This is a genomic window from Deinococcus puniceus (assembly GCF_001644565.1).
Classification (GTDB): domain Bacteria; phylum Deinococcota; class Deinococci; order Deinococcales; family Deinococcaceae; genus Deinococcus; species Deinococcus puniceus.
On sequence record NZ_CP011387.1, the window covers coordinates 733,242 to 753,908 of the forward strand.

20 protein-coding genes are annotated in these 20,667 nt (G+C 61.7%); 7 read left to right on the plus strand and 13 right to left on the minus strand.

The window, feature by feature from the left end:
* Positions 1-67: 67 nt before the first annotated feature.
* Together serA and SU48_RS03355 are read left to right on the plus strand one after the other, a co-directional pair.
* Positions 68-1,693 carry a phosphoglycerate dehydrogenase gene (gene serA / locus SU48_RS03350; RefSeq protein ID WP_064014024.1) on the plus strand — a complete coding sequence of 542 codons (1,626 nt, stop codon included), beginning with the start codon at positions 68-70 and terminating at the stop codon, positions 1,691-1,693.
* Between the two features lie 77 nt (positions 1,694-1,770).
* Positions 1,771-2,646 (plus strand): aminoglycoside phosphotransferase family protein, encoded by an 876-nt coding sequence (locus SU48_RS03355; RefSeq protein WP_197474680.1) that lies wholly within the window; start codon positions 1,771-1,773, stop codon positions 2,644-2,646.
* A gap of 2 nt (positions 2,647-2,648) precedes the next feature.
* On the opposite strand, the gene SU48_RS03360 is transcribed toward SU48_RS03355, so the two are convergent.
* The 5 genes from SU48_RS03360 to SU48_RS03380 all read right to left on the minus strand — a co-directional run bounded on the left by SU48_RS03360 (position 2,649) and on the right by SU48_RS03380 (position 7,316).
* Positions 2,649-3,038: a hypothetical protein gene (locus tag SU48_RS03360; protein ID WP_064014025.1), complete on the minus strand. Its 390-nt coding sequence runs from the start codon at positions 3,036-3,038 to the stop codon at positions 2,649-2,651.
* 191 nt (positions 3,039-3,229) lie between these two features.
* Positions 3,230-3,745 (minus strand): Panacea domain-containing protein, encoded by a 516-nt coding sequence (locus SU48_RS03365; RefSeq protein ID WP_064014026.1) that lies wholly within the window; start codon positions 3,743-3,745, stop codon positions 3,230-3,232.
* A 258-nt stretch (positions 3,746-4,003) separates the two neighbouring features.
* Positions 4,004-5,380 carry an acetyl ornithine aminotransferase family protein gene (locus SU48_RS03370; protein WP_064014027.1) on the minus strand — a complete coding sequence of 459 codons (1,377 nt, stop codon included), beginning with the start codon at positions 5,378-5,380 and terminating at the stop codon, positions 4,004-4,006.
* Positions 5,381-5,385: 5 nt separating this feature from the next.
* Complete coding sequence (locus SU48_RS03375) at positions 5,386-5,883, minus strand: DUF4274 domain-containing protein (protein WP_064014028.1); 498 nt, start codon at positions 5,881-5,883, stop codon at positions 5,386-5,388.
* Positions 5,884-5,897: 14 nt separating this feature from the next.
* Positions 5,898-7,316, minus strand: a complete 1,419-nt coding sequence (locus SU48_RS03380; RefSeq protein ID WP_064014029.1) for a KamA family radical SAM protein — start codon at positions 7,314-7,316, stop codon at positions 5,898-5,900.
* 180 nt (positions 7,317-7,496) lie between these two features.
* Here SU48_RS03380 and SU48_RS03385 point away from each other — a divergent pair, with 180 nt between their 5' ends.
* Together SU48_RS03385 and SU48_RS03390 are read left to right on the plus strand one after the other, a co-directional pair.
* Positions 7,497-7,958 carry an Lrp/AsnC family transcriptional regulator gene (locus SU48_RS03385; protein ID WP_064014030.1) on the plus strand — a complete coding sequence of 154 codons (462 nt, stop codon included), beginning with the start codon at positions 7,497-7,499 and terminating at the stop codon, positions 7,956-7,958.
* Between the two features lie 130 nt (positions 7,959-8,088).
* Positions 8,089-8,598: an endonuclease V gene (locus SU48_RS03390; RefSeq protein ID WP_064015809.1), complete on the plus strand. Its 510-nt coding sequence runs from the start codon at positions 8,089-8,091 to the stop codon at positions 8,596-8,598.
* 22 nt (positions 8,599-8,620) lie between these two features.
* Here SU48_RS03390 and trpD read toward each other — a convergent pair whose 3' ends face one another.
* From trpD to SU48_RS03430, 8 genes are all read right to left on the minus strand, one after another.
* Entirely contained in the window at positions 8,621-9,637 is a 1,017-nt protein-coding gene (trpD, locus tag SU48_RS03395; RefSeq protein ID WP_064014031.1) for an anthranilate phosphoribosyltransferase, read from the minus strand.
* A 46-nt stretch (positions 9,638-9,683) separates the two neighbouring features.
* Positions 9,684-10,307, minus strand: a complete 624-nt coding sequence (locus tag SU48_RS03400) for an anthranilate synthase component II (protein WP_231881662.1) — start codon at positions 10,305-10,307, stop codon at positions 9,684-9,686.
* Between the two features lie 122 nt (positions 10,308-10,429).
* Entirely contained in the window at positions 10,430-11,863 is a 1,434-nt protein-coding gene (gene trpE / locus SU48_RS03405) for an anthranilate synthase component I (RefSeq protein WP_064014032.1), read from the minus strand.
* A 217-nt stretch (positions 11,864-12,080) separates the two neighbouring features.
* Positions 12,081-12,362: a hypothetical protein gene (locus SU48_RS03410; RefSeq protein ID WP_064014033.1), complete on the minus strand. Its 282-nt coding sequence runs from the start codon at positions 12,360-12,362 to the stop codon at positions 12,081-12,083.
* The gene (locus SU48_RS03415; RefSeq protein WP_064014034.1) at positions 12,349-14,331 is read right to left on the minus strand and encodes a 1,4-alpha-glucan branching enzyme; all 1,983 of its coding nucleotides are present in this window, start codon (positions 14,329-14,331) and stop codon (positions 12,349-12,351) included. Before SU48_RS03415 ends, SU48_RS03410 begins: the two co-directional genes overlap by 14 nt.
* A gap of 89 nt (positions 14,332-14,420) precedes the next feature.
* Positions 14,421-15,053 (minus strand): imidazole glycerol phosphate synthase subunit HisH, encoded by a 633-nt coding sequence (gene hisH, locus SU48_RS03420; RefSeq protein ID WP_064014035.1) that lies wholly within the window; start codon positions 15,051-15,053, stop codon positions 14,421-14,423.
* Positions 15,050-15,676: an imidazoleglycerol-phosphate dehydratase HisB gene (gene hisB, locus SU48_RS03425; protein ID WP_064014036.1), complete on the minus strand. Its 627-nt coding sequence runs from the start codon at positions 15,674-15,676 to the stop codon at positions 15,050-15,052. Before hisB ends, hisH begins: the two co-directional genes overlap by 4 nt.
* Before the next feature lie 228 nt (positions 15,677-15,904).
* Complete coding sequence (locus tag SU48_RS03430; protein ID WP_231881663.1) at positions 15,905-16,363, minus strand: TetR/AcrR family transcriptional regulator; 459 nt, start codon at positions 16,361-16,363, stop codon at positions 15,905-15,907.
* 908 nt (positions 16,364-17,271) lie between these two features.
* Between SU48_RS03430 and SU48_RS03435 the strand changes: the two genes are divergently transcribed.
* From SU48_RS03435 to ddrA, 3 genes are all read left to right on the plus strand, one after another.
* A complete protein-coding gene (locus SU48_RS03435; protein ID WP_064014038.1) occupies positions 17,272-18,855 on the plus strand; it encodes a S8 family peptidase in 1,584 nt (527 codons plus the stop codon).
* 154 nt (positions 18,856-19,009) lie between these two features.
* A complete protein-coding gene (locus SU48_RS03440; RefSeq protein WP_064014039.1) occupies positions 19,010-19,876 on the plus strand; it encodes a serine protease in 867 nt (288 codons plus the stop codon).
* Positions 19,877-20,063: 187 nt separating this feature from the next.
* Positions 20,064-20,663 carry a single-stranded DNA-binding protein DdrA gene (ddrA, locus tag SU48_RS03445; RefSeq protein ID WP_064014040.1) on the plus strand — a complete coding sequence of 200 codons (600 nt, stop codon included), beginning with the start codon at positions 20,064-20,066 and terminating at the stop codon, positions 20,661-20,663.
* Positions 20,664-20,667 lie beyond the last annotated feature (4 nt).

Genomic DNA, 20,667 nt, shown 5'->3' on the forward strand with positions numbered 1-20,667 from the left:
CAGAGAAACCCACGCATACCCTAGCCATCTACCGGCACGCCGCCGCGCGGACGCTTACCCTGACGCTATGACTGCGCCCCTGCCCACTGCTCCTGCCGTGCCCGTCACACCACTGCGCGTGCTGATCTGCGACGAGATGAACCCCGGAAACCTCGTGCATGACGGCTTCGAGATTGATTACGAGGGCAATATGCCCCGCGAGGAAACCCTGCGCCGTCTGCCCGAATACGACGCGCTGATTACCCGCAGCCGTACCAAAGTAGACCGCGAACTGATTGACGCCGCTGGCCCGCGCCTGAAAGTGATCGGACGCGGCGGCGTGGGCGTAGACAACATTGATCTGGACTACGCCAGCCTGCGCGGGCTGTTGGTGCTGAATGCCCCTGAAAGCAACAACGTGAGCGCCGCAGAACTGGCGATTATGCACCTGATGGCCGCCGCGCGTGGCCTGACCCGCAGCGACAGCAAGACCCGGCAGGGCGTGTGGGATCGCAAATTTCTGGGGCTGGAACTCAAAGACCGCACGCTGGGCATCGTGGGTTTGGGGCGCATCGGCTCCATCGTGGCAGACCGCGCACAGGGCCTGCGCCTGAATGTGGTGGCCTTCGATCCCTACGTGCCCGACAGCAAATTTGAGCGCCTAGGCGTAAAACGGGCCGCCACGCTGGATGAACTGCTGCCCCAAGTGGACTTCCTGACCGTGCATACCCCCCTGACCGACGAGACCACAGGTATGATCGGCGCACGCGAACTGGCTCTCATGCGCCCCGATTCCATCGTGGTGAACGCGGCACGCGGCGGGATTATCGAGGAGCAGGCCCTTGTGGACGCGCTGCATTCCGGCCACCTGTTCGGCGCGGGCGTGGATGTGTTCGTAGACGAGCCGCCCACCGCCGATCATATTTTCCTCTCGGCCCCGAATTTGGGCATTACCGCGCACCTTGGCGCAAATACCCGAGAAGCGCAGGAGCGGGTGGGCGCGGAGATCGTGGCCCGTGTGCTGGCCGCCCTGCAAGGCGACGTGAGCAAGGGAGCCGTGAACGCCCCCGCGCTGGACGCCAAAACGCTGGAATTGCTGGGCGGGCATCTGGATTTGGGCGGCAAATTGGGCCGCATTCTGGCGCAACTGCTGCCCGGCGCACACGACATAGAAGTAACTTTTCAGGGCGAATTCCCGGCAGACCCGGCTCCGGTAGTCACGGCAGTATTGGTGGGCTACCTCAGCGGCAGCACCGACGAACTGCCCAACATGATCAATGCCCGTGCCTTGGCCAAAGAACGCGGCCTGAACGTGGCGATCCGCGAAGTGGCCGACAGTCCCGACTACCAGACCGAAGTGATCGTGAAGGTTCTGAGTGGTGGCGGCGAAGAAAAAGAGCGCACCCGCACGGTGGGCGGCACGGTCTTCGGCCGCAGCCCCCGCCTGACGCGCCTGCGGGATTACCGCGTGGAACTGGAGCCACAAGGTTTCATCCTGATCGCCTCCAATCAGGACAAACCCGGAGCCGTCGCCAAACTCAGCAACCTGCTGGGGACGTGGGGTGTAAACATTGCAGGCATGGCGCTGGGCCGCGCACAGAAGGGCGGCGAGGCGCTGTTTACCCTGACCCTCGATGACGGCCTGACCCAAGAGCAATTGCAGGCCATCCGTGATCTGGACGTGATCGATTCGGCGTATATCGTGCGGGTGTAGGAGCGTCTACAAAAGGGGGGGCAGCAAGCCATCTGGCTGAAGCTGATTTGGCTTCCCGGCCCTACACTGGCCCCATCTTGGACATCACCGTTTCGTTGGTTCGGCAACTTGTGGCGGGGCAATTTCCCCAGTGGGCGAGCCTGCCCGTAGCGCCCGTGCAGTGGGGCGGCTGGGACAACCGAACCTTCCATTTAGGGTCAGAGCTGCTGGTGCGCTTGCCCAGTGCCGAGGGCTACGCGCCGCAAGTCGCCAAGGAACACCGCTGGCTGCCTGTATTGGCTCCGCACTTGCCGCTGCCAATTCCCGCGCCGCTGGGCTTGGGTGCGCCTGCTGATGGCTACCCTTGGCCTTGGTCGGTCTATGGTTGGCTGGAAGGGGAGAGTGCGCTGCAACGGCCTCCCAGCGATTTGACCGCGTTTGCAATGGCCCTAGTTAAGTTTCTGGCCGCCCTGCAAAGCATAGACGCCTCTGCTGGCCCGCCGCCCGGTGTGCATAGCCAATTTCGCGGCGGGCCACTGACCATCTGGGACACCGGAACCCGGCAGGCCATCTCCGATTTGGACGGCGAGATAGACGCACAGGCCGCGCTAGACGTTTGGGACACGGCCCTGTCTGCTACTTGGCACGGCCCGCCCGTCTGGTTTCACGGCGATGTGGCCGCCGGAAATCTGCTGGTGCAAGGGGGCCGACTGAGCGCCGTCATCGACTTCGGCTGTGCAGGTGTGGGCGATCCCGCCTGTGACCTCAGCATCGCTTGGACGCTGTTTGAAGGCCAGAGCCGCCAAGTCTTCCGCGCCGCCTTGCCACTGGACTCAGGCACCTGGGCGCGGGGCCGAGGCTGGGCACTCTGGAAGGCGCTCATTACGCTGGCCGAATACCGGGTTAGTGACGGGGTGAAGGCGGCGGAAGCGCGGCGGGTATTGGCTGAAGTGTTGGGCCAGAGGCTGCTCTAGCTTCAGCCCGCCCGGTCAGTCCCCTTCGGTTCGTCTCTCGGTTCTGGGCGCTCGTTACTCCGCTCTGGCCCTTGCGGGTATAGCCAACGCAGGAAGACCAAAAACAGACCGATGACCGTTGCCGTGCTGGTCGTCAAAAATGCGATGACCACGCTGCTCTCCAGCCGGAAGGGCGAGCCGTTCAGGGTGCCCCAGCCCACCGCCAGCGTCAGCACCACATCGGCCACCAGCCACGTGCCCGCAATCAGAAACACGGCGCTGCCGATCCACAGCCGCCAACGATACAGGGCGCGAAATTGGTTGAACTCCTCGGTGCGGCGGGCCAAATCCAATTGCCGCTGCTGCTGGGTGCGCTGTTCCTCGCGGTTCAGGCCACCTTGCAGCGTTTGCATGAGGGTGGATGGGGGAGAGGTTGGGCTAGGCGTCCCTGTCGCTTGCGTGCTAGGCGGCTCCGAAGTCATACCGGAGTTCTCTGGTTACAAGCCATTCGGGAAGACCACCGAACGGCTTTCCACCGCCGCACTCCGGTCACGGTTGCTGCTCCCGTTGGTCGGATTCGGCTTAGCCTCATCACAATTTTTTGTCACGCGCCGCGCAGGAGATCCACGTAGTACTCACGGGTGATCTCGTTGGGAATCAGGTCGTTGGAGAGGCCGTACGTCCGTGCCCAGGGGCTGCCTTGCAGGTGCGTCAGATTAGACAGTTCCTCGCCGCTCTTTTGCCCGTAGGTGGCCCAGATGCCCCGAATCAGGTTCAGCGCGTCTGCGTCGTCTTCCAGACGGGGTTCGGTTGCCGACACGGGCAACGTTTCACGAATGGGCTGCCGCCCCAGCGTGCGCCAATGCTCCCATAACCTTGGGGCCACCGGGCCGCGCTGCCACGCATGAAAGGTGTTGTAAGTCAGCGGGCGGCCCATGAGTGCCAAGGCCCACCCATGCGCGATGAACACCAGTTTGTTGACCTGCATCTGCGTCAGCGTGCGGCCCTCTGCCCGTGCCAATTCCAGAAAGGCATTCGCCACCACCTCGGCAGCGTACCCGGTGCGTGCCGGGTCGCCGTACACGGGCGCGGCGGGGGCTTCGGTCTGGGTGGCGGTCATGGCAGTCCTCCTTTCTGGGGGCATGAGTAAGGGGCTAAGGCGTGCGCCGTTCTGACCACAGCGTAACACGGGCAGGGCGAAAAGGTTTGGGAGCCGGGTCTGATTCAGACCAAGCCCCGATGAAACCCAGCCCCGCAAAACCCCCCAGTCTGCTTCGCAGCCAGCCCCCCTTAGAGGGGAGCGCAACAGCTGTAAAGTCCTCCCCTTTAAGGGGGGGGCGTGGCGCCAGCAACGGGGGGGTCACCCTCAAACTCAGCCCTACTCTCCCAGCCCTCTCAGCGCCTCCCGCATAATTTCCAATCCGGTCTGTGCCTCCTCGCGCGTCAGGGTCAGCGGCGGGCTGATTCGGATCACCGATTCACCACAGTCCAAGTTCAGCAGGCCGCGTTCAAACATCGCCATGCTGGCCGCGTCACGGAGTTTGCCGTCTGGGGAACCATCGGGTTTCACAAACTCCATGCCGATAAACAACCCCTTGCCGCGCACGTCGCCCAAAAACGGGAACTCGGTCTGCATCTGTCGAAGCTCGCTCAGAATGTAGTCGCCCACTTGCGCGGCGTTGGTCATCAGGTCGGAACCGCAACCGGGGTGCTTGACCACGCCTTCCAGCAGGTCTAGCGTGGCGTGCGCGGCGGCGGCAGCCACCGGATTGCCGCCGAAGGTGCTGCCGTGCGATCCCACCGGCCACGTCATCACACTTTCCTTGGCGAGCATGGCGCTGATGGGCATGCCCGACGCGATCCCCTTGGCAATAGTGATGATGTCGGGCTGCACGCCGCCGTACTCTTCAAATTGCTGGAAGCTGAACATCTTCCCGGTGCGCCCCATGCCCGACTGCACTTCATCAAAAATAAGCAGGATGCCGTGCTGGTCGCACAGGCCACGCAATTTTTTCAGGAAACCCATCGGCGGAATGATGTAGCCGCCTTCGCCCTGCATCGGCTCGATGATGATGGCGGCCACTTCATCGGCGGGAATGACGGTGGTAAACAGCAGCTTGATGTGATCCAGCACGGCGTCGCCGCAAAATTGGGCGTCGCTGCCCAGCGGCGGGCGGAAGGGGTTGGGGTACGGCACATGCGACACGCCCGGCAGCAGTGGCCCGAAACCGCGCTTGTACTTGGTTTTGCTGCCCGTGAGCGTAATTGCGCCGTAAGTGCGCCCGTGAAAACTGCCCAGCGTAGAAATAATGTGCGTGCGCCCGGTGTGGTTGCGGGCTAGCTTAACGGCAGCCTCCACCGCTTCCGCCCCGCTGTTTCCGAAGAAGGCGCGCCATTTCTCGCCGGGCTTTTCCACATGTGCGATCAGGCGTTCGGCCAAGCTGGTCGTAATTTCCTGCGGGTAGTCGGTCAGGCAGACATGGGCAAACTTGGTGATCTGCTCCTGCACGGCCTTCACCACATGCGGGTGGGCGTGTCCGGTGGTGCTTACGGCTATTCCCGCGAAGAAATCCAGCATCGTGTTGCCGTCCACATCGGTCAGCCAGACGCCTTCGCCGTGATCGGGCACGAAGGGGTAGGGGCGCATGTAGGACGTAGACAGATGCTTGCTGTCGCGCTCCATGATGGCGGCGGTCTTGGGGCCGGGGAGCGAGGTTTTGAGGATGGGCTGGCGGGGTTTGGGAATGGTGGTCATTTGATTTACTCCTCGTCTAGCTCTTTCCAGACGGCTTCTACGATATGTGGGGGCATTCCGTTATCCCAGCCTTCCGGGATATCTTCGTTCGTCAGTAGTTGGCCGGGTATCGGCAGAAACATATGCGCCGGGATATTGTCGTTGCCTTCGGCTGCATGCTCGTCAACCCAGTCTTCATCGGCAATTGGGTCGGCTCGCGGATCAAATCCGATTTTTGACGACTTATAGAATCCAGATTCGCTGTTCGACTCGATCAATCTCATCATATTGAAATCGTCTCTGGCCCATTCATCAATGGTATCGGCGGTGTATGACGAAAAGAAATCCGGATCCATGTACCAGTAAGTAGCCAGCGCCACTGAGCCGGGACATTGCGCTTGGCTGACCATCCACTGCAAAACTTCCTTATTGGCGTCAAAGTTTGACGTACACACAAAAACCATACACTCTGCATCGGACGCAGTAGGGAGAAAATCCAGCATCAAGCGGCTGTATGTGCTCATTGTTCCATTCTGGCTCAGTCCCCACTCACCGGCACCTGAACCATCCCATCCGGGGCTGTATCTGTCACCTCTACCCCGATCCCGTGCGCGGCCCATTTGTCTTCGCGGCTGTTCAGGCGGTGCTGCGTGGAGCCGGGGCGGTGGCGGCTTTCGGCAAATTCTTTGGGTTCAATCGAAATCCGCTCGCCTTCCATCAGGCCGTAGATTCCGCTCTGGCCGGGTTCCTTGCGCTGCCATTCCGGGGGCACGGCCATATCTGGCCCGGTGTAGTCGTTCGGCTCACTGTAGGCGGCAATGTAGCCTTCAAAGTTGCGGAGAATCAGCTTGTCGGGGCTGTGTGAGAGGACGTAATTAGGGGCCACCGGAATCTTGCCGCCGCCGCCGGGCGCGTCTACCACGTAGGTTGGGATGCTGTAACCGCTGGTATGCCCGCGCAGGCTTTCCATGATTTCCAGCCCCTTGCTGACGGTGGTTCGCAGGTGGCCCGCGCCGTGAACGAGGTCGCACTGGTAGATGTAGTAGGGCCGCACGCGGATTTTGACCAGTTCGCGCAGCAGCTTTTGCATGATCACCGCGTGGTCGTTCACGCCGCGCAGCAGCACGCTCTGGTTGCCCAGTGGCACGCCCGCCCGCGTCAGGCGGTCACAGGCGTCGGCCACTTCCGGCGTAATTTCGCGGGGGTGGTTCACATGAATGTTCATCCAGACGGGGTGGTTTTCACTCAGCACGTCGCAGAGTTCCTGCGTTACGCGCATGGGCATGAACACGGGCACGCGGGTGCCGATGCGGATGATTTCGATGTGTTCGATCTTGCGGAGTTCGGCCAGCAAGCGGCCCAGCACTTTGGGCGCAAGCGTCAGCGGATCGCCACCCGACAGCAGCACGTCGCGCACCTGAGGCGTGTTGCGGAGGTAATTCAGTTGCGCTTCGTACTCGGCAGGGTTGAAGGTTTCGCTGGGGTCGCCCACGATTCGGCTGCGGGTGCAGTAGCGGCAATAGCTGGCGCACTGCGTCGTCACCAGCATCAGCACACGGTCTGGGTAGCGGTGAACAAGGCCGGGAACAGGCGAATGCTTGTCTTCGGCGAGGCTGTCTTCCATCATCGACATGAACGGTTCCAACTCGTGGTGGGTCGGGATCACCTGACGCCGTACCGGGCAGGTCGGGTCTTCGGCGTCCATCAGGCTGGCAAAATACGGCGTAATGTCCAGCCGGAAAATGCCTTCCGCGCTGGCCCCGATGCGCTCGGATTCAGTCAGACGAATGACTTCTTCCAGTTCGGCTACCGTATTGATGCGGTTCTTCAGTTGCCATTTCCAGTCGTACCACTGCTCGTCGGGCACGTCGGCCCATTTGGGAGCGCGGTGGTTGCGGGGCAGCATCATTTGGGAGCGGGTGGTGGCTTGGGGGTGCAGGGTGTGGGCACTGGGCATGGACGCCTCCGGGGTGTCTGGGAGAAGGAAAACGTGATCTGATTGACCTTTATTGTTGCCTTTCGCCGCCCAACTTGGAAGGAGCGCACACCGGGCAGAGCAGTGGGTCTGGCGCACAGAAAACTCTCAAACGCCATGCTGGACTTTTCATATGCCAACACAGGGTGCTAGGCTGCACGGATGAAGCATTCCGGCGGGTCGCTCGATCCTCTTGACCACCGCATTTTGGGAGAACTCCAAACCGATTCCCGCCTGTCTATGCGCGAACTGGGCAGGCGCGTGGGCCTCAGTGCCCCAGCCGTCACCGAGCGTGTGCGCCGCCTAGAGGACGCCGAAATCATCCTCGGCTACGGCATCCGCGTGGCTCCCAAACCGCTGGGCCGCACCATTACCGCCTTTATTGGCGTGCAGGACAGTGGGCGCAACGATCCGACGCTGGTGCGCTGGGCCACTCGCAGTGACAGTGTGCTGGAATGCCATTCGGTCACGGGCGATAATTCCTGCATTCTGAAAGTGGCCGTGCCCGATGTGGGCGCACTGGAAACCATGCTGGGCGAATTGATTCAGATGGGCTTTACCTGCGATACCAGCATCGTGCTGAGTACCCCGCTGGAAGGCAAGCTGATGCTGCCGCCGAAGTGAGAGGAGTTCCGATTGAAGCCCGTTTCTTGGGCTTCAATTCGAGCAAAGCGAGTGGGAAAGAACAGGGATTCCGGAAGATGGACGGACACCCGGTGTGGTGCTGGGTGGCCGGGAATCGGACGGAATCCGTATGAGTGTTCTGGCCTGCGTAGACGTGGATTACCGCGAAGATGGCAGCGCCCGCACCGCCGCGTTGCTGTTCCAACATTGGAGTGATGAGCTAGAAACAGAACTCCGGCTGCATACTGTCCCACTGGCCGCGCCCTACGAACCGGGTGCGTTTTACAAGCGTGAATTGCCCTGCCTGTTGCCTGTGCTGGAGCCTTTGGCCTCGCAACTGAACGCAATTGTCATAGACGGCTACGTGACGCTGGACACGGAAGGAAGCCCCGGCCTGGGCTGGTATCTGTTTGAGGCGTTGGGCGGGACAATTCCGATCATCGGGGTGGCTAAAACGGCTTTCCGAGGATCGGCCCATGCACAGGCGGTGCAGCGTGGGGCAGCCAGCAATCCACTCTATGTCACCGCCGCCGGAATAGACGTGCTGGACGCAGCGGAGCATGTTCGGCAGATGGCCGGGCCTTACCGCATCCCCACGTTGCTGGGGCGGGTAGACCGGGCCTGCCGAGCCGCACCCTGATACCGCGTCAGGCGATACAACTCTACGCCAGCGCTTCCCCCCGCGTGAACGCCGCGTACCGCTGCAACAAGTCCCACGCTTGCCCGCCTGCCATCACGGCCCGCGCCTGCGCTACGCCTTCGCGGATGCTGCCGACCTGTCCGGCCACGCACAGGGCCGCCCCCGAATTCAGGGCCACGATGTCGCGCTGGGCCGGGGTGCCGCCGCCCGTCAGCAGGGCGCGGGTAATCTCGGCATTATCGGCAGGATTGCCGCCTACAATCGCCTCTTTGGGGTGCAGGCTCACGCCCACCTCTTCGGGATGCAGCACCGAATCGGTCAGTTCGCCGCCGTGCAGCGTGGTCAGAGTATTGGGGCCGCTGACCGTGAATTCATCCAGCCCGCTCCCGTTCACGATCATCGCGCCTTTTGTTCCGAGGAGCCGCAACACTTCGGCCATCGGGCGGGTGAGGGTGGGGCTGTACACCCCGACGACTAAATGGGTGGCCCCAGCGGGATTAGACAGCGGCCCCAAAATGTTGAACACCGTGCGGGCCGCCAGATCAGCGCGAACGGGCGCGGCGTGTCTCAGGGCCGGGTGATAGTTACGGGCGAACATGAAGCCCACGCCTAGCGTATTCACGGCCTCGGCAATCACGTCTGGCCCGGCATCCAGATTCACGCCCAGCGACTCCAGCACATCGGCACTTCCGGCGCGGCTGCTGGCGGCCCGGTTGCCGTGCTTAGCGACGGGTACGCCCGCGCCCGCCACCACAAAAGCCGTCGTGGTACTGATATTGAAGGTATGCGCCCCGTCGCCGCCCGTGCCCACCACATCCAGCAAGACTTCACGCGGGATCACGTTCACGCGCACGGCACTTTCCCGCATGGCCTGTGCAAACCCGGCAATTTCGGCGGGTGTTTCGCCCCGCACGCGCAAGGCCGCCAACGCCGCCGCCAACCGCACGCCACTCACGTCGCCCGCCATCACCTCGCGCATAAAGCCCGCCGCTTCCTCCTGCGTCAGTTGCTCGCCGTTCATCAAGCGGGTATGAATCATAACAACTCCGATGGAGTGGGGGCGCAAGCTCCTGCACAGTCCGAGATCATGCCCCCACCTTAGCCGCTCGGTGTTCCCGCACCACGTCCAAAAAGTTGCCCAGCATCGCCATACCGCCTTCCGTAGCAATGCTTTCGGGGTGAAATTGCACGCCGTACACAGGAAAGTCCCGGTGACGCAGCGCCATCACGATCTGTTCCTGCGGGTCTTGCGTCCACGCCGTCGCCACCAATTCGGGCGGTAAGTCGCGCACCACGAGCGAGTGATAGCGGGTCACCGTCACGCCGTTTTCCAGCCCCGCGAACAGGCCGGAGCCGTCGTGCTGCACGGGGCTGGTTTTGCCGTGCACGGGTAAGATGGCCCGCCCCACCGTCGCCCCAAATGCCTCGCCAATGCTTTGATGACCGAGGCACACGCCCAACATCGGCACGCTTGGCCCCAGTTCGCGGATCACGTTCACGCTCAGGCCTGCTTCCAGCGGCGTACATGGCCCCGGCGACACCACGATGGCATCCGGGTTCAGCGCCCGCACCTGCTCCAGCGTAAATTCATCGTTGCGCCACACGGTCAGTTGGCAGCCCAGTTCGCCGAAATACTGCACGAGGTTGTAGGTAAAAGAGTCGTAATTATCTATCAGCAAGACACGGATGGCAGGGAGAGAAGAAGTCACAGTGGGGTCTCCTGAGAGGGAAGGCTAGAGGAGTGAAGCGTGAGGCAGAAGCGGTCTAAGCCTCTGAGGGGCGGGACGCGTGAGGCACTGAGGTCAATCAGAAGCAGTCAGGGACAACCCACTCACAGCCCACCTGCTGCCATTTCCACCGCCCGCATCAGTGCCGCCGCTTTGCTGCGCGTTTCCTGCTCTTCGCTGGCGGGATCGCTGTCGGCCACGATTCCGGCTCCGGCCTGAATATGCACTTTGCCGCCCGCAATGACCATCGTTCTGAGGGTCAGGGCCATATCCAAACTGCCGTCGAAGGCGATGTAGCCGAAAGAACCGCCATACGGCCCGCGCCGGGTGGGTTCGAGTTCGTCGATAATTTGCATGGCCCGGATTTTGGGTGCGCCCGACACGGTGCCCATCGGCAGCACGCTGGCAAGCGCGTTCAGCGGGGTTTGGCCTTCGCGGAGCTGCCCCGTTACGGTAGATACGATGTGCATCACATGGCTGTACTTCTCGATAGAAAAGGCGTTCTGCACGCGCACGCTGCCGTAAGTGCTGACGCGGCCAATGTCGTTGCGGCCCAAGTCCACCAGCATCAGGTGTTCGGCGCGTTCCTTTTCGTCGGCCAGCAACTCGGCGGCGAGGGCGGCGTCCTGCTCGTCGGTTTGGCCGCGTACCCGCGTACCCGCGATGGGCCGCGTGATGATGGTTTGGCCGTCGCTTCTGAGCAGGCTTTCGGGGCTGCTGGCCACAAGGGTCACGTCTCCAAGCGCCAAATAGCCTAAGTAGGGGCTGGGATTCACGCGGCGCAGCGCCCGGTACAGTGCGAAGGGATGCACGGTCAGGTCAGCGCTAAACCGTTGCGAGGGCACCACCTGAAAGATGTCTCCGGCGCGGATGTATTCCAACGCCTGCTCTACGGCGTCCATGTACCCCTGCGGCGTGAAGTTGCTGGAAAACTGGGGGGCTTGGGTGGCTTCCGTACCGGGAATCTCGGCGGGCAGCGGCCCACGCAGCTTCACCGAGAGGGCGTCGGCCTGCGCTTCGGCCTCTTCCTGCGCCTCAGCTGTTGCCACTGCCAACAAACGGTGCCGCAAGTGGTCATAAATCACCATGCCACGCGGCGCTATAAACAGGACGTCGGGCACTTGCAATTCGTCGGGGTTGGTGTCGGGCAGGCGTTCGTAGGCCCGGACGATGTCGTAAGAAGCATAGCCCACCGCGCCGCCGATCAGGGCAGGGAGTCCGGCGGGAATGGTCACGGGTCGCGTCACCGAATGGTACAGGCGGGCCAGCGGATCAGCCTCCGCGCCCTCGTAGTCACCAAATGCGCCCGTACTCTTCACCTGTCCGGCATGGTACTCAAAGCGCCCGCTTTCGCCCACGCCAATAAATGAATAGCGGCCCAGTTTCTCGCCCGCCTCCACACTCTCCAGCAAAAAGCTGACGCGCTCGCCCTGCGCTACCTTCAAGTAGGCGGTCACGGGGGTGTCCAGATCGGCATTCAGTTCGCGCACGGCCACAGTCAGGGCGGTGCGTGGGGCAGGGACGGAAGGTGCAGTCATAGGGCTCCTTGGATGGGGGAAAGGATCAACAGAGAACGCGCCCAGTGGATTGATCTCCACTTGGGCGCGTTGCAGTCGGCAAAAAAGGACAGCGCGGCTTAAGCCCAAGCAGAGCTGGGCCACCACCACGCACCGAGTACGGTCATGGGTGCATAGTAGCGCGGCGAGGGCCAGAGCGGGAAGGCGTGTTTGGGCACGTTGCCCATCCCCAAAACGCTCATCCCCCCGGCTGATTAGAAGCCACGTAAAACAGCAATCCAATCAGGATCACGTCGAAGGCCCAACTGGCCGGACGGCGCAGGTCGGGGTTACGGCGCGAGCGGAGAAACTGCACGCCCAAGCGTCCGATCAGAAGCACGATGACCAGATAAGGGCTGGGCGTGGGGCCGCCCAGCAGCGGAAGCAGCAGCGCAAAAGCCACCAGCCCCAGCAGCACGAAACTGGCGACGGTTAGGGCGTCGGGGCGTGAGGGTGTGGGCGGTGGCTCAGACGGGTTCAATGGAGGTGACCTGCAAGGATTTGGGCAGCATGGCTTCGATATCTACGGCTTTTTGCACCGCGCCCCTGCTTTTCAGGGCAGTGGTCGTCACGGCGGCAGCTTCCACGGGTTCGAGCACCAGCACGCTCGTAGGCGGCAGGCTCAGGCGCAGATGGTGGCTCTGGCCGTTCCACGCTTCGGCTTTAGCGCTCAGGTCGGGTTGCTGCGTGCCGAAGCCGCCGTATTCGCCGTCATCGGTACTCAGCAGCACGCGGTATTCCCCGGCTTCGGGCACGCCCACCGGGTACAGGTCGCGGTACACGGGCGTCATGTTCGCCACCACCAGAGACCACGCCCCGCTGCCCGGATCGCGGCGAACATAGGCGTATACGCTGTTTTCCACGTCATCGGCGCTGATCCACTGCAACCCTTCGTCCAGCGTATCGCCCGCGTGCCAGTCGGTGCGGCCCACGTACAGTTCGTTCAGGCGGCGCACCAGATTCATGATGCCCCGGTGATCGGGTACATCGGCCAGATACCAGGGCAGGCCTGCATCATGGTTCCATTCGGTGGGCTGAGCAAATTCCTGTCCCATAAACAGCAGTTTCTTGCCCGGAGTCGTCCACATCATCGCCAAAAAGGCGCGGTAATTGGCCCGCTGCATGTACCAGTCGCCGGGCATTTTCGCCACCAGCGACTTCTTCAGATGCACCACTTCGTCGTGGCTGATGGCCAGCACATAGTTTTCACTGGTGCGGTAAGCATTGAAGAAAGTCAGGGCGTGGTGGTGGTACTTGCGCCACAACGGGTCTTCTTCAAAGTAACGCAGCGTGTCGTTCATCCAGCCCATCGCCCACTTGTAATCGAAGCCCAATCCGTGCGGAGAAGGCGTGGTGACGCCCGGAAAGCTGGTGCTTTCTTCGGCAATGATCATGCAACCGGGGGCCAAGTGGTGCGTCACTTCGTTCAAGCGCTTGAGGAAGGCAATCGCTTCTAGGTTTTCGCGGCCTCCGTGAATGTTAGGAATCCATTCGGTGCGCGAAAAGTCCAGATACAGCATAGAAGCCACCGCGTCTACCCGCAGGCCGTCCACATGGAAGTCTTGCAGCCATTTCAGGGCGCTGCCCACCAGGAACATCACGACTTCGTTGCGTCCATAATCGAAGATCAGGGTGTTCCAGTCGTTGTGGTAGCCCTTGCGCGGATCGGCGTACTCGAACAATGGCCCGCCGTCGAAATTGGCGAGGCCCGCCACATCGGTGGGAAAATGGCCTGGCACCCAGTCCAGAATCACGCCGATATTCAGCCCGTGCAGGTGATCCACGAGGTATTTGAAGTCTTCGGGGCTGCCCATGCGGCTGGTGGGCGCGTAATACCCCGTGACCTGATAGCCCCACGAGCCGTCGAACGGATGCTCCATGACGCCCAAGAGTTCCACGTGCGTATAACCCATATAGCTGGCGTATTCACCGAGGCGGTGGGCAAAATCGCGGTAATTCAGGAACCAGCCGTCGTCGCGCTTGGCCCACGAGGGCGCGTGAACCTCGTACACACTCACCGGGCGGTCAAAATTCTGGGTGCGGTTCTCCATCCACGCGCCGTCTGTCCAGTCGAAAGGCTGATCCCAAACAATCGAGCTGGTGCTGGGGCGTACTTCAAAAAAGGTGCCGTAAGGATCCATCTTGTCTTCGGTGAGGCCGCTGGCCCCGGTCACGCGGTACTTGTAGCGTTGGCCGTGCAGGGCGGCGGGCACGAACGCGCTCCAGAAGCCGAAATCAAGGCGCTGCATGGCGTTGTCGAAGCCGTTCCAGCCGTTGAAATCGCCCACCACACTCACATGCTGGGCGTTCGGTGCCCACACGCCGAAGCGCACGCCCGCCACGCCGTTTTCGGTGACTTGGTGTGCCCCCAACATCTGATCGGGGCGCACCAGATCGGAGGTCACCAGCTTTTGAAGATGGGCATGATCGAGGGGCAGGATTTGGCTCATAGAGGGAGTTTAGCGGGAAGCCCCCTCTCCAGAAGATGCGGCGTGCATACGTCCGGCAGTTATGAAGACTTTATGGAGGTGCCCCCCGTTCAGTTTTCCAGCACATTGCGCCGGAAGCGTTCCAGAATCGCCAGTCCTACCGCCCCGCTTTTTTCGGGGTGGAATTGCGTGGCGTGCAGATTGCCCACGCTGAACGCCGCCCAAAACGGCACGCCGTAGTCGGTCAGTGCGCCGTGATCGACCCGCACGGTGGCGGGCACGTAATAGCTATGCACAAAGTAGGCGTGAGCCGGAGCAGGTAACCCGCGCAGCAGGGCGCTGTCGCCCACGCTCCGCATCGAGTTCCAGCCCATCTGCGGCACTTTGCGCTCGGGCACGGCCTCAAATTTGCGAACTGTGCCGGGAATCAGGTTCAGGCCCGCCACGCCCGGCGCTTCCTCGGAATCAGTGAGCAGCATTTGCATGCCCACGCAGATGCCCAAAATGGGTGTGCCCGCGTGCGCGGCGGCCATCACGGGGGCGTGGAATCCGCTGCTCTCGAAGGCCTCCATCACTTGCCGGAAGTGGCCTTGTCCGGGCACCACCACCGCCCGCGCTCCCGGCACGTCGGCGGGATCGGCGCTGACCCGCACGCGCATTCCAGCCCGTGCCAGAGCTTTGGCAGCGCTGCGAACGTTACCTGCGCCGTAGTCGAGGAGCAAAACTTCTGGTTGGTCACTCATAGGCTTCCTTTCGTACTCGCCACTCCGTCCGACGTGACCTGTACAGCGTCGCGCAAGGCACGGGCAAAGGCTTTCATAATCGCCTCTATCACGTGGTGCGCCTCACGGCCTGCCAGCACGCGCACATGCAGGTTGGCCCCGGCGTGGTTGCAAAACCCCCGCAAAAACTCCCGCAGATGGTAGTGGCTCATACCGCCCGCCGTGCCCCACACGTCCAGCGTTTCGGGTTCGAAGGCGAGGTGGGCGCGGCCCGACAAGTCCAGCACCACATGAGCCAGTGTTTCGTCCATCGGCACGAAGGCGCTGCCGTAGCGCTCGATGCCTTTGCGGTCTCCAAGGGCCTGCGCCAACGCCTGCCCCAAGGTAATCCCGGTGTCCTCGATCAGGTGGTGAGGCTCAATGTGCAGGTCTCCGGTGGCCTGAACAGTCAGCCCGATGCGGGAATGCCGCGCCAGAGCGTCCAGCATATGGTCAAAAAACCCGTGCCCGGTGGCGGGCGGCGGATAAGAAACACTGTCCAGATCAAGGTTGACCGTGATGTCGGTTTCGCTGGTGCGGCGGTTGATGCTGCCCCTGCGGCCAGAAGCGCTGGAGGAAGGAGTGGGGGTGGCCGGGTGGCTCATACCTCTATGCTACGGCGGAACGGGGAGCGTGTGCGGGCCGAAACATGGACAGCTCTGAGCATTGGAGAGAAGAAAGGGGTGTGTTTCCCTCGCCCTTTGTGGCCGAGGGCTTCGCAGAGCGAGGGGGCCACATTTCTTGCATGACACATACTCTGTGTTGCGGCGAGCCTGATATGGAATCAGCCAAACTGCCCGAAGACAATTTGGCTGATGCTGGCGCTAGGGTACTTAGGACAGTTCGCGCAGGCCGCTTTCTTTGAATATGGTGCTGCCGATCAGCGCGGCGCAGGCGGGCCAGTTGCCGTCGTCAGGGGCAGGCTGCCCAGTCAGGCGCGACTCCAGAATCTGCACGAGGCGGGCCGCCTCTTGGCGCTCGTCCTCACTGGCATCGGCCAGCACGTGGGCATGACGCAGCACCAGCGCGGCTTCTTGAGTATTGTCTCGGTTTTCGATCACTTCTTTCAGCAGGGCAATATACAGCGCGGCGGCGTTGTCGAAATACAAGTACACCGTGCCTTTGCTCAGGCCTGCTTCACGGGCGGCGGCGTTGACACTCCAGCCCTCAGCGTGATGCAGCGAGGCAAGTGTCGCGTCGAGAAGGCGAGTTCGCATGGCGGCTTTGGCCTGTGGAGAACGGGCGCGGGTACGTTTGGAGCGTTCTTCTGTCATGACATCGGATATTTTCATATTAGACCGCCTTTCTGCTGAACAGCATTTCATTTTTTCAGCTGAACAATGGGTGACTTAGTTCTATGGGTCAATTCTGCGCCTTGAAATCGAAAATAGCTATACCATGTAGATGAAGTCAAATTTAGATCAGAACTTCATCGCCAGTAGGAAATTTCACACAATCAAGGATCGGGATGGTCAGTTTTCAGCGATCTAGTGACTGTAATGCACTTCGCGTCAGATACAGCCCCGCGCCGTCCTATTAGAACGCTCGGTACTGAAACTGACTGGTACGTCCTTACTTTTCAGGGTCACAAGCCTGAAGCTGACCTACATCGAACAACTAGTAGACCGTTCATGAAGCATTCTTTACAGCACAACAGTTGTAACTGGCCTCTCTCATCTTGACAACTTTACGAAACCATGCCAGTGAAATATTCCACATAGATATTTATACTGAACTGGGCAATGCGCCGACCTTCGACAGAAGAACCACTGCGATTGCCGAGCTATATCGATTCAAAAATGTGCGGCCCGCTACAATGAATGGAACGATTTGCCTATCTGCTCTCAAAAGCCTTGGCCCAGTGTAAAAGCACACACTTACGCCAACTGTATAAGAATTTGTTCCTATTACAAAACATCAAGCCTCTGTCTTACTTTATCGGATTTTATGCATCACAGCTTCATCACAACCCTGCGTACTCTGCTCTCGACTAATTTTCTTACGCCAATTATAACCGATACTTCCTTATATTTGACTCCTCTTTCTGGACATAACGCTTCATATGAAATGTCACAGGTTACGTTTGTTAAGTTGTCTAGCTGTTTGTAACAGTCGGCCAATTCTAAACGTGATAGACCTCCCGCGTCGGCATAATTCAACGGTTCCACCCGCATTCCATCTACCTTTTGGAGGTTTTGTGATGGCACGTCTGACCCCTATTGTTTCGGCTGGTACCTTGGCACTCACCCTTTTGCTCGCCTCCTGCGGTTCCCAGCCCACCGAAACTGCACTCGCCGCGCCTGATGCAGCGCAGGCCGCTGGCCCTGACCGTGCGGCCCGTATCGAAGCGCCCCTGCTCGGCACGGCCAACCCAGACGCCATTCCCGGCCAGTACATCGTGGTGATGAGTGAGGGCAGCGTCAGCGGCCTAAGTGCCCAAGGCCTGAGCGCCCAGAATGCCGGAAGCCTGATTCGTGCCTTGTCACTCGATCCGCAGGGCGTGACGGTACAGCAGGTGTACACGCAGGCCATCGAGGGCTTTGCGGGCAAGCTGAGCGCCCAGAACCTCCAGACGTTGCGGGCTGATCCCCGCGTGAAATACATCGAGCAGGACGGCGTGATGCGGGCCAACGCCACCCAGACGGGCGCGACGTGGGGCCTTGACCGCATCGATCAGCGTGACCTGCCCCTGAACGGCAGCTACAGCTACACGCCCACCGGCAGCGGCGTCACGGCCTACATCATCGATACGGGCATCAATATCGGGCATACCAATTTTGGCGGGCGGGCAGTGTGGGGCACCAATACCACCGGCGACGGCAACAACTCGGATTGTCAGGGACACGGCACACACGTGGCCGGAACGGTAGGCAGCGCAACTTGGGGCGTGGCTAAGGCCGTGAAACTCGTGGCCGTGAAAGTGCTGGACTGCGCTGGCAGCGGCAGCAATTCGGGCGTCATCGCGGGCATCAACTGGGCTGTAAGTAACAAGACCGGGCCAGCCGTTGCCAACATGAGCCTCGGCGGGGGCGCGAGCCAAGCCGTAGACGACGCCGTGAACTCGGCTTCCTCGCGCAACCTCGTGATGGTGGTGGCCGCCGGAAACGAGAACCAGAACGCCTGCAACGTCAGCCCTGCACGTGCCGCCAGCGCCATCACGGTAGGTTCCACCACCCGCACCGACGCCCGCAGTTCTTTCAGCAACTTCGGCTCCTGCGTCGATATTTTTGCGCCCGGCAGCGACATCACCAGCACGTGGATCGGCAGCACCACCGCCACCAATACCATCAGCGGCACCAGCATGGCCAGCCCGCATGTGGCTGGAGCGGTAGCCCTGCTGCTGCAAGGCACGCCCAGTGGCAGCAGCAGCGCCATCACGTCTAGCCTGATCAGCGCCAGCACCCCCAACAAGGTCACGGGTGCGGGCACGGGCAGCCCCAACCGCCTGCTGTTTACGGGAACGGGCGGCACCACGCCTCCGCCCACCGGCACGACCACCACCTACACAGGCAGCGTCAGCAACCGCACCAGCAGCTACAAACCAGGCACGGGCGGCTTCAGCTACGCGGGCGGCACCCTCAAGGGCAACCTGAGCGCGGCCAGCGGCACCGATTTCGACCTGTTCCTGCAAAAATACAACGGCAGTGCGTGGGCCGATGTGGCCAGCAGCGAGGGCAGCAGCAGCACCGAAGCCATCAGCTACGCGGCGGGCAGCGGCACCTACCGCTGGGAAGTGTACGCCTACAGCGGCAGCGGCAATTACACGCTGGTAGAAACCAAGTAAAGCTGAGGCGGGCTGACAGAGAAGCGCACAGTCAGCCCGTTCGACTTGCAGCTCTGTGCATGTTCGTACCGAAAAGCATGGGCCGGGCAGCCGCGCGAGTGTTGCTCAGCCCAGCATCCCCTTAACCCTGCCACCCCAAGCATCAGGAGAACCCATGATCCGTCCCACGTTGCCCCGCCTGATTTCCCTCATCGCCCTCGGCTCCTTGGCTCTGACGGCCTGCAACACGGCCAGCGTGGTTCCCGCCGTGGCCCTAGACGCGCCCGCCGAATCACAAACTGTAACGGGCACCGAATTGGCCTTTTCAGGGCTTCAGCCCCAAATCGTGTATGGCACGGTCACCAGCGTGTCCACTCGGCCCTATCAGGTCAGCGTTACGCCTTCCAGTTCGTTGGCGGGCGGCTGGTGCGGGGGCGTCCTCATCAGCAAAGACTGGGTGCTGACCGCCGCTCACTGTGTCGAGGGCCAATCGACGGCCAGCATGCGGGTGCGGGCCGGAATCAATGACCTGACCACCAGCAGCGGGCAACTCAAGTCGGCTTCGCGCATCATCTTGTATCCCGGACGCTCCGCCAGCAGCGACGCCTACGACATCGCGCTCATCAAGGTCAGCAGCGCTTTCGTGTTGGGCAGCACGGTGCAGCCCGCCGCCTTGCCCGGCAACGCCGCCGAGAGTGTGCTGGACGTGAACGGCAAGTCGGCCACGGTCAGTGGGTGGGGCAAGACGGAAACGGGCGCGTCCAGCCCCCGCGCCCTCCGTGAAGTGACTATTCCGATTACGCCCACAGGGAGCGACTGCGGCACGCGCCCTGGCAACACCATTTGCGGCAAATACTCGGCGGGCCGCGACTCCTGCAACGGCGACAGCGGCGGCCCCCTTGCCGCGCCCTACAACGGCAAAATGTACGTACTGGGCGTGGTCAGCTACGGCCCAGTCGAGTGCCGAGGCTACGGCGTGTATACCCGCGTCAACGGCTACATCAACTGGATCGCCCAGCAAACAGGAATTGCCGCTCAGTAAGCACAGAGAACTGTTGGGTACATCGGCAAAGCAGGAGGCGGGATTTGGCGTGTGGGTGCGCCTGAATCCCGCCTCCTGCTTTCTGTTTCGGTAGCCTTCCGAACGTGAAGACTGGATGTGTGGAATTGGAAGTCACGCCGCCGCGTTATGTCTTGACCATAATCACATTCTGTTATAAACTAAATGTATGAAGCTGAGCGATGTTCAGAAACGACTCCAAGCCCCGTTTCCCGCTCATGTGGTGGCGTGGAAACCTCAGGCCTTTACCAAAGACCGCACCCGCGCCCTGATGCTCGCCCACGTGGACGCCCGCGCCGTACAAGACCGCCTCGACGCCATCTGCCCCGATGGGTGGACATTTGAAATCGAAGTCATCGCCGGGGCCGCCCGCCCCACCGTGAAGGGCCGCCTGACCGTGTTGGGCGTCATTCGTGAGGACATCGGAGAGGCCCCGGAAGGCGACCTCGGCACGCTGAAGGCCGCCAGCAGCGACGCCCTGAAGCGCTGCGCCGTGCACTTCGGCATTGGCCGTTACCTGTACGACCTGCCCAAAGTCTGGGCCGACTGGAACGACGCGAGGCGCGAACCCGTGACCCCGCCCGAACTGCCCGAATGGGCACGCCCTGACCACGAACGCAGCCCCGGCGGAGCGCACTTGGTGCAGGCGATGGAGCAACTGCGCTACGAGTTGCCCGAAGACCTCGACCTTCAGCGCGAAGTGTATAAGCACCTGAAAGCCGCGCTGGGCAGCATTCACCCCGGTCAGGGCACCGGACAGGCCGCGTGAACCT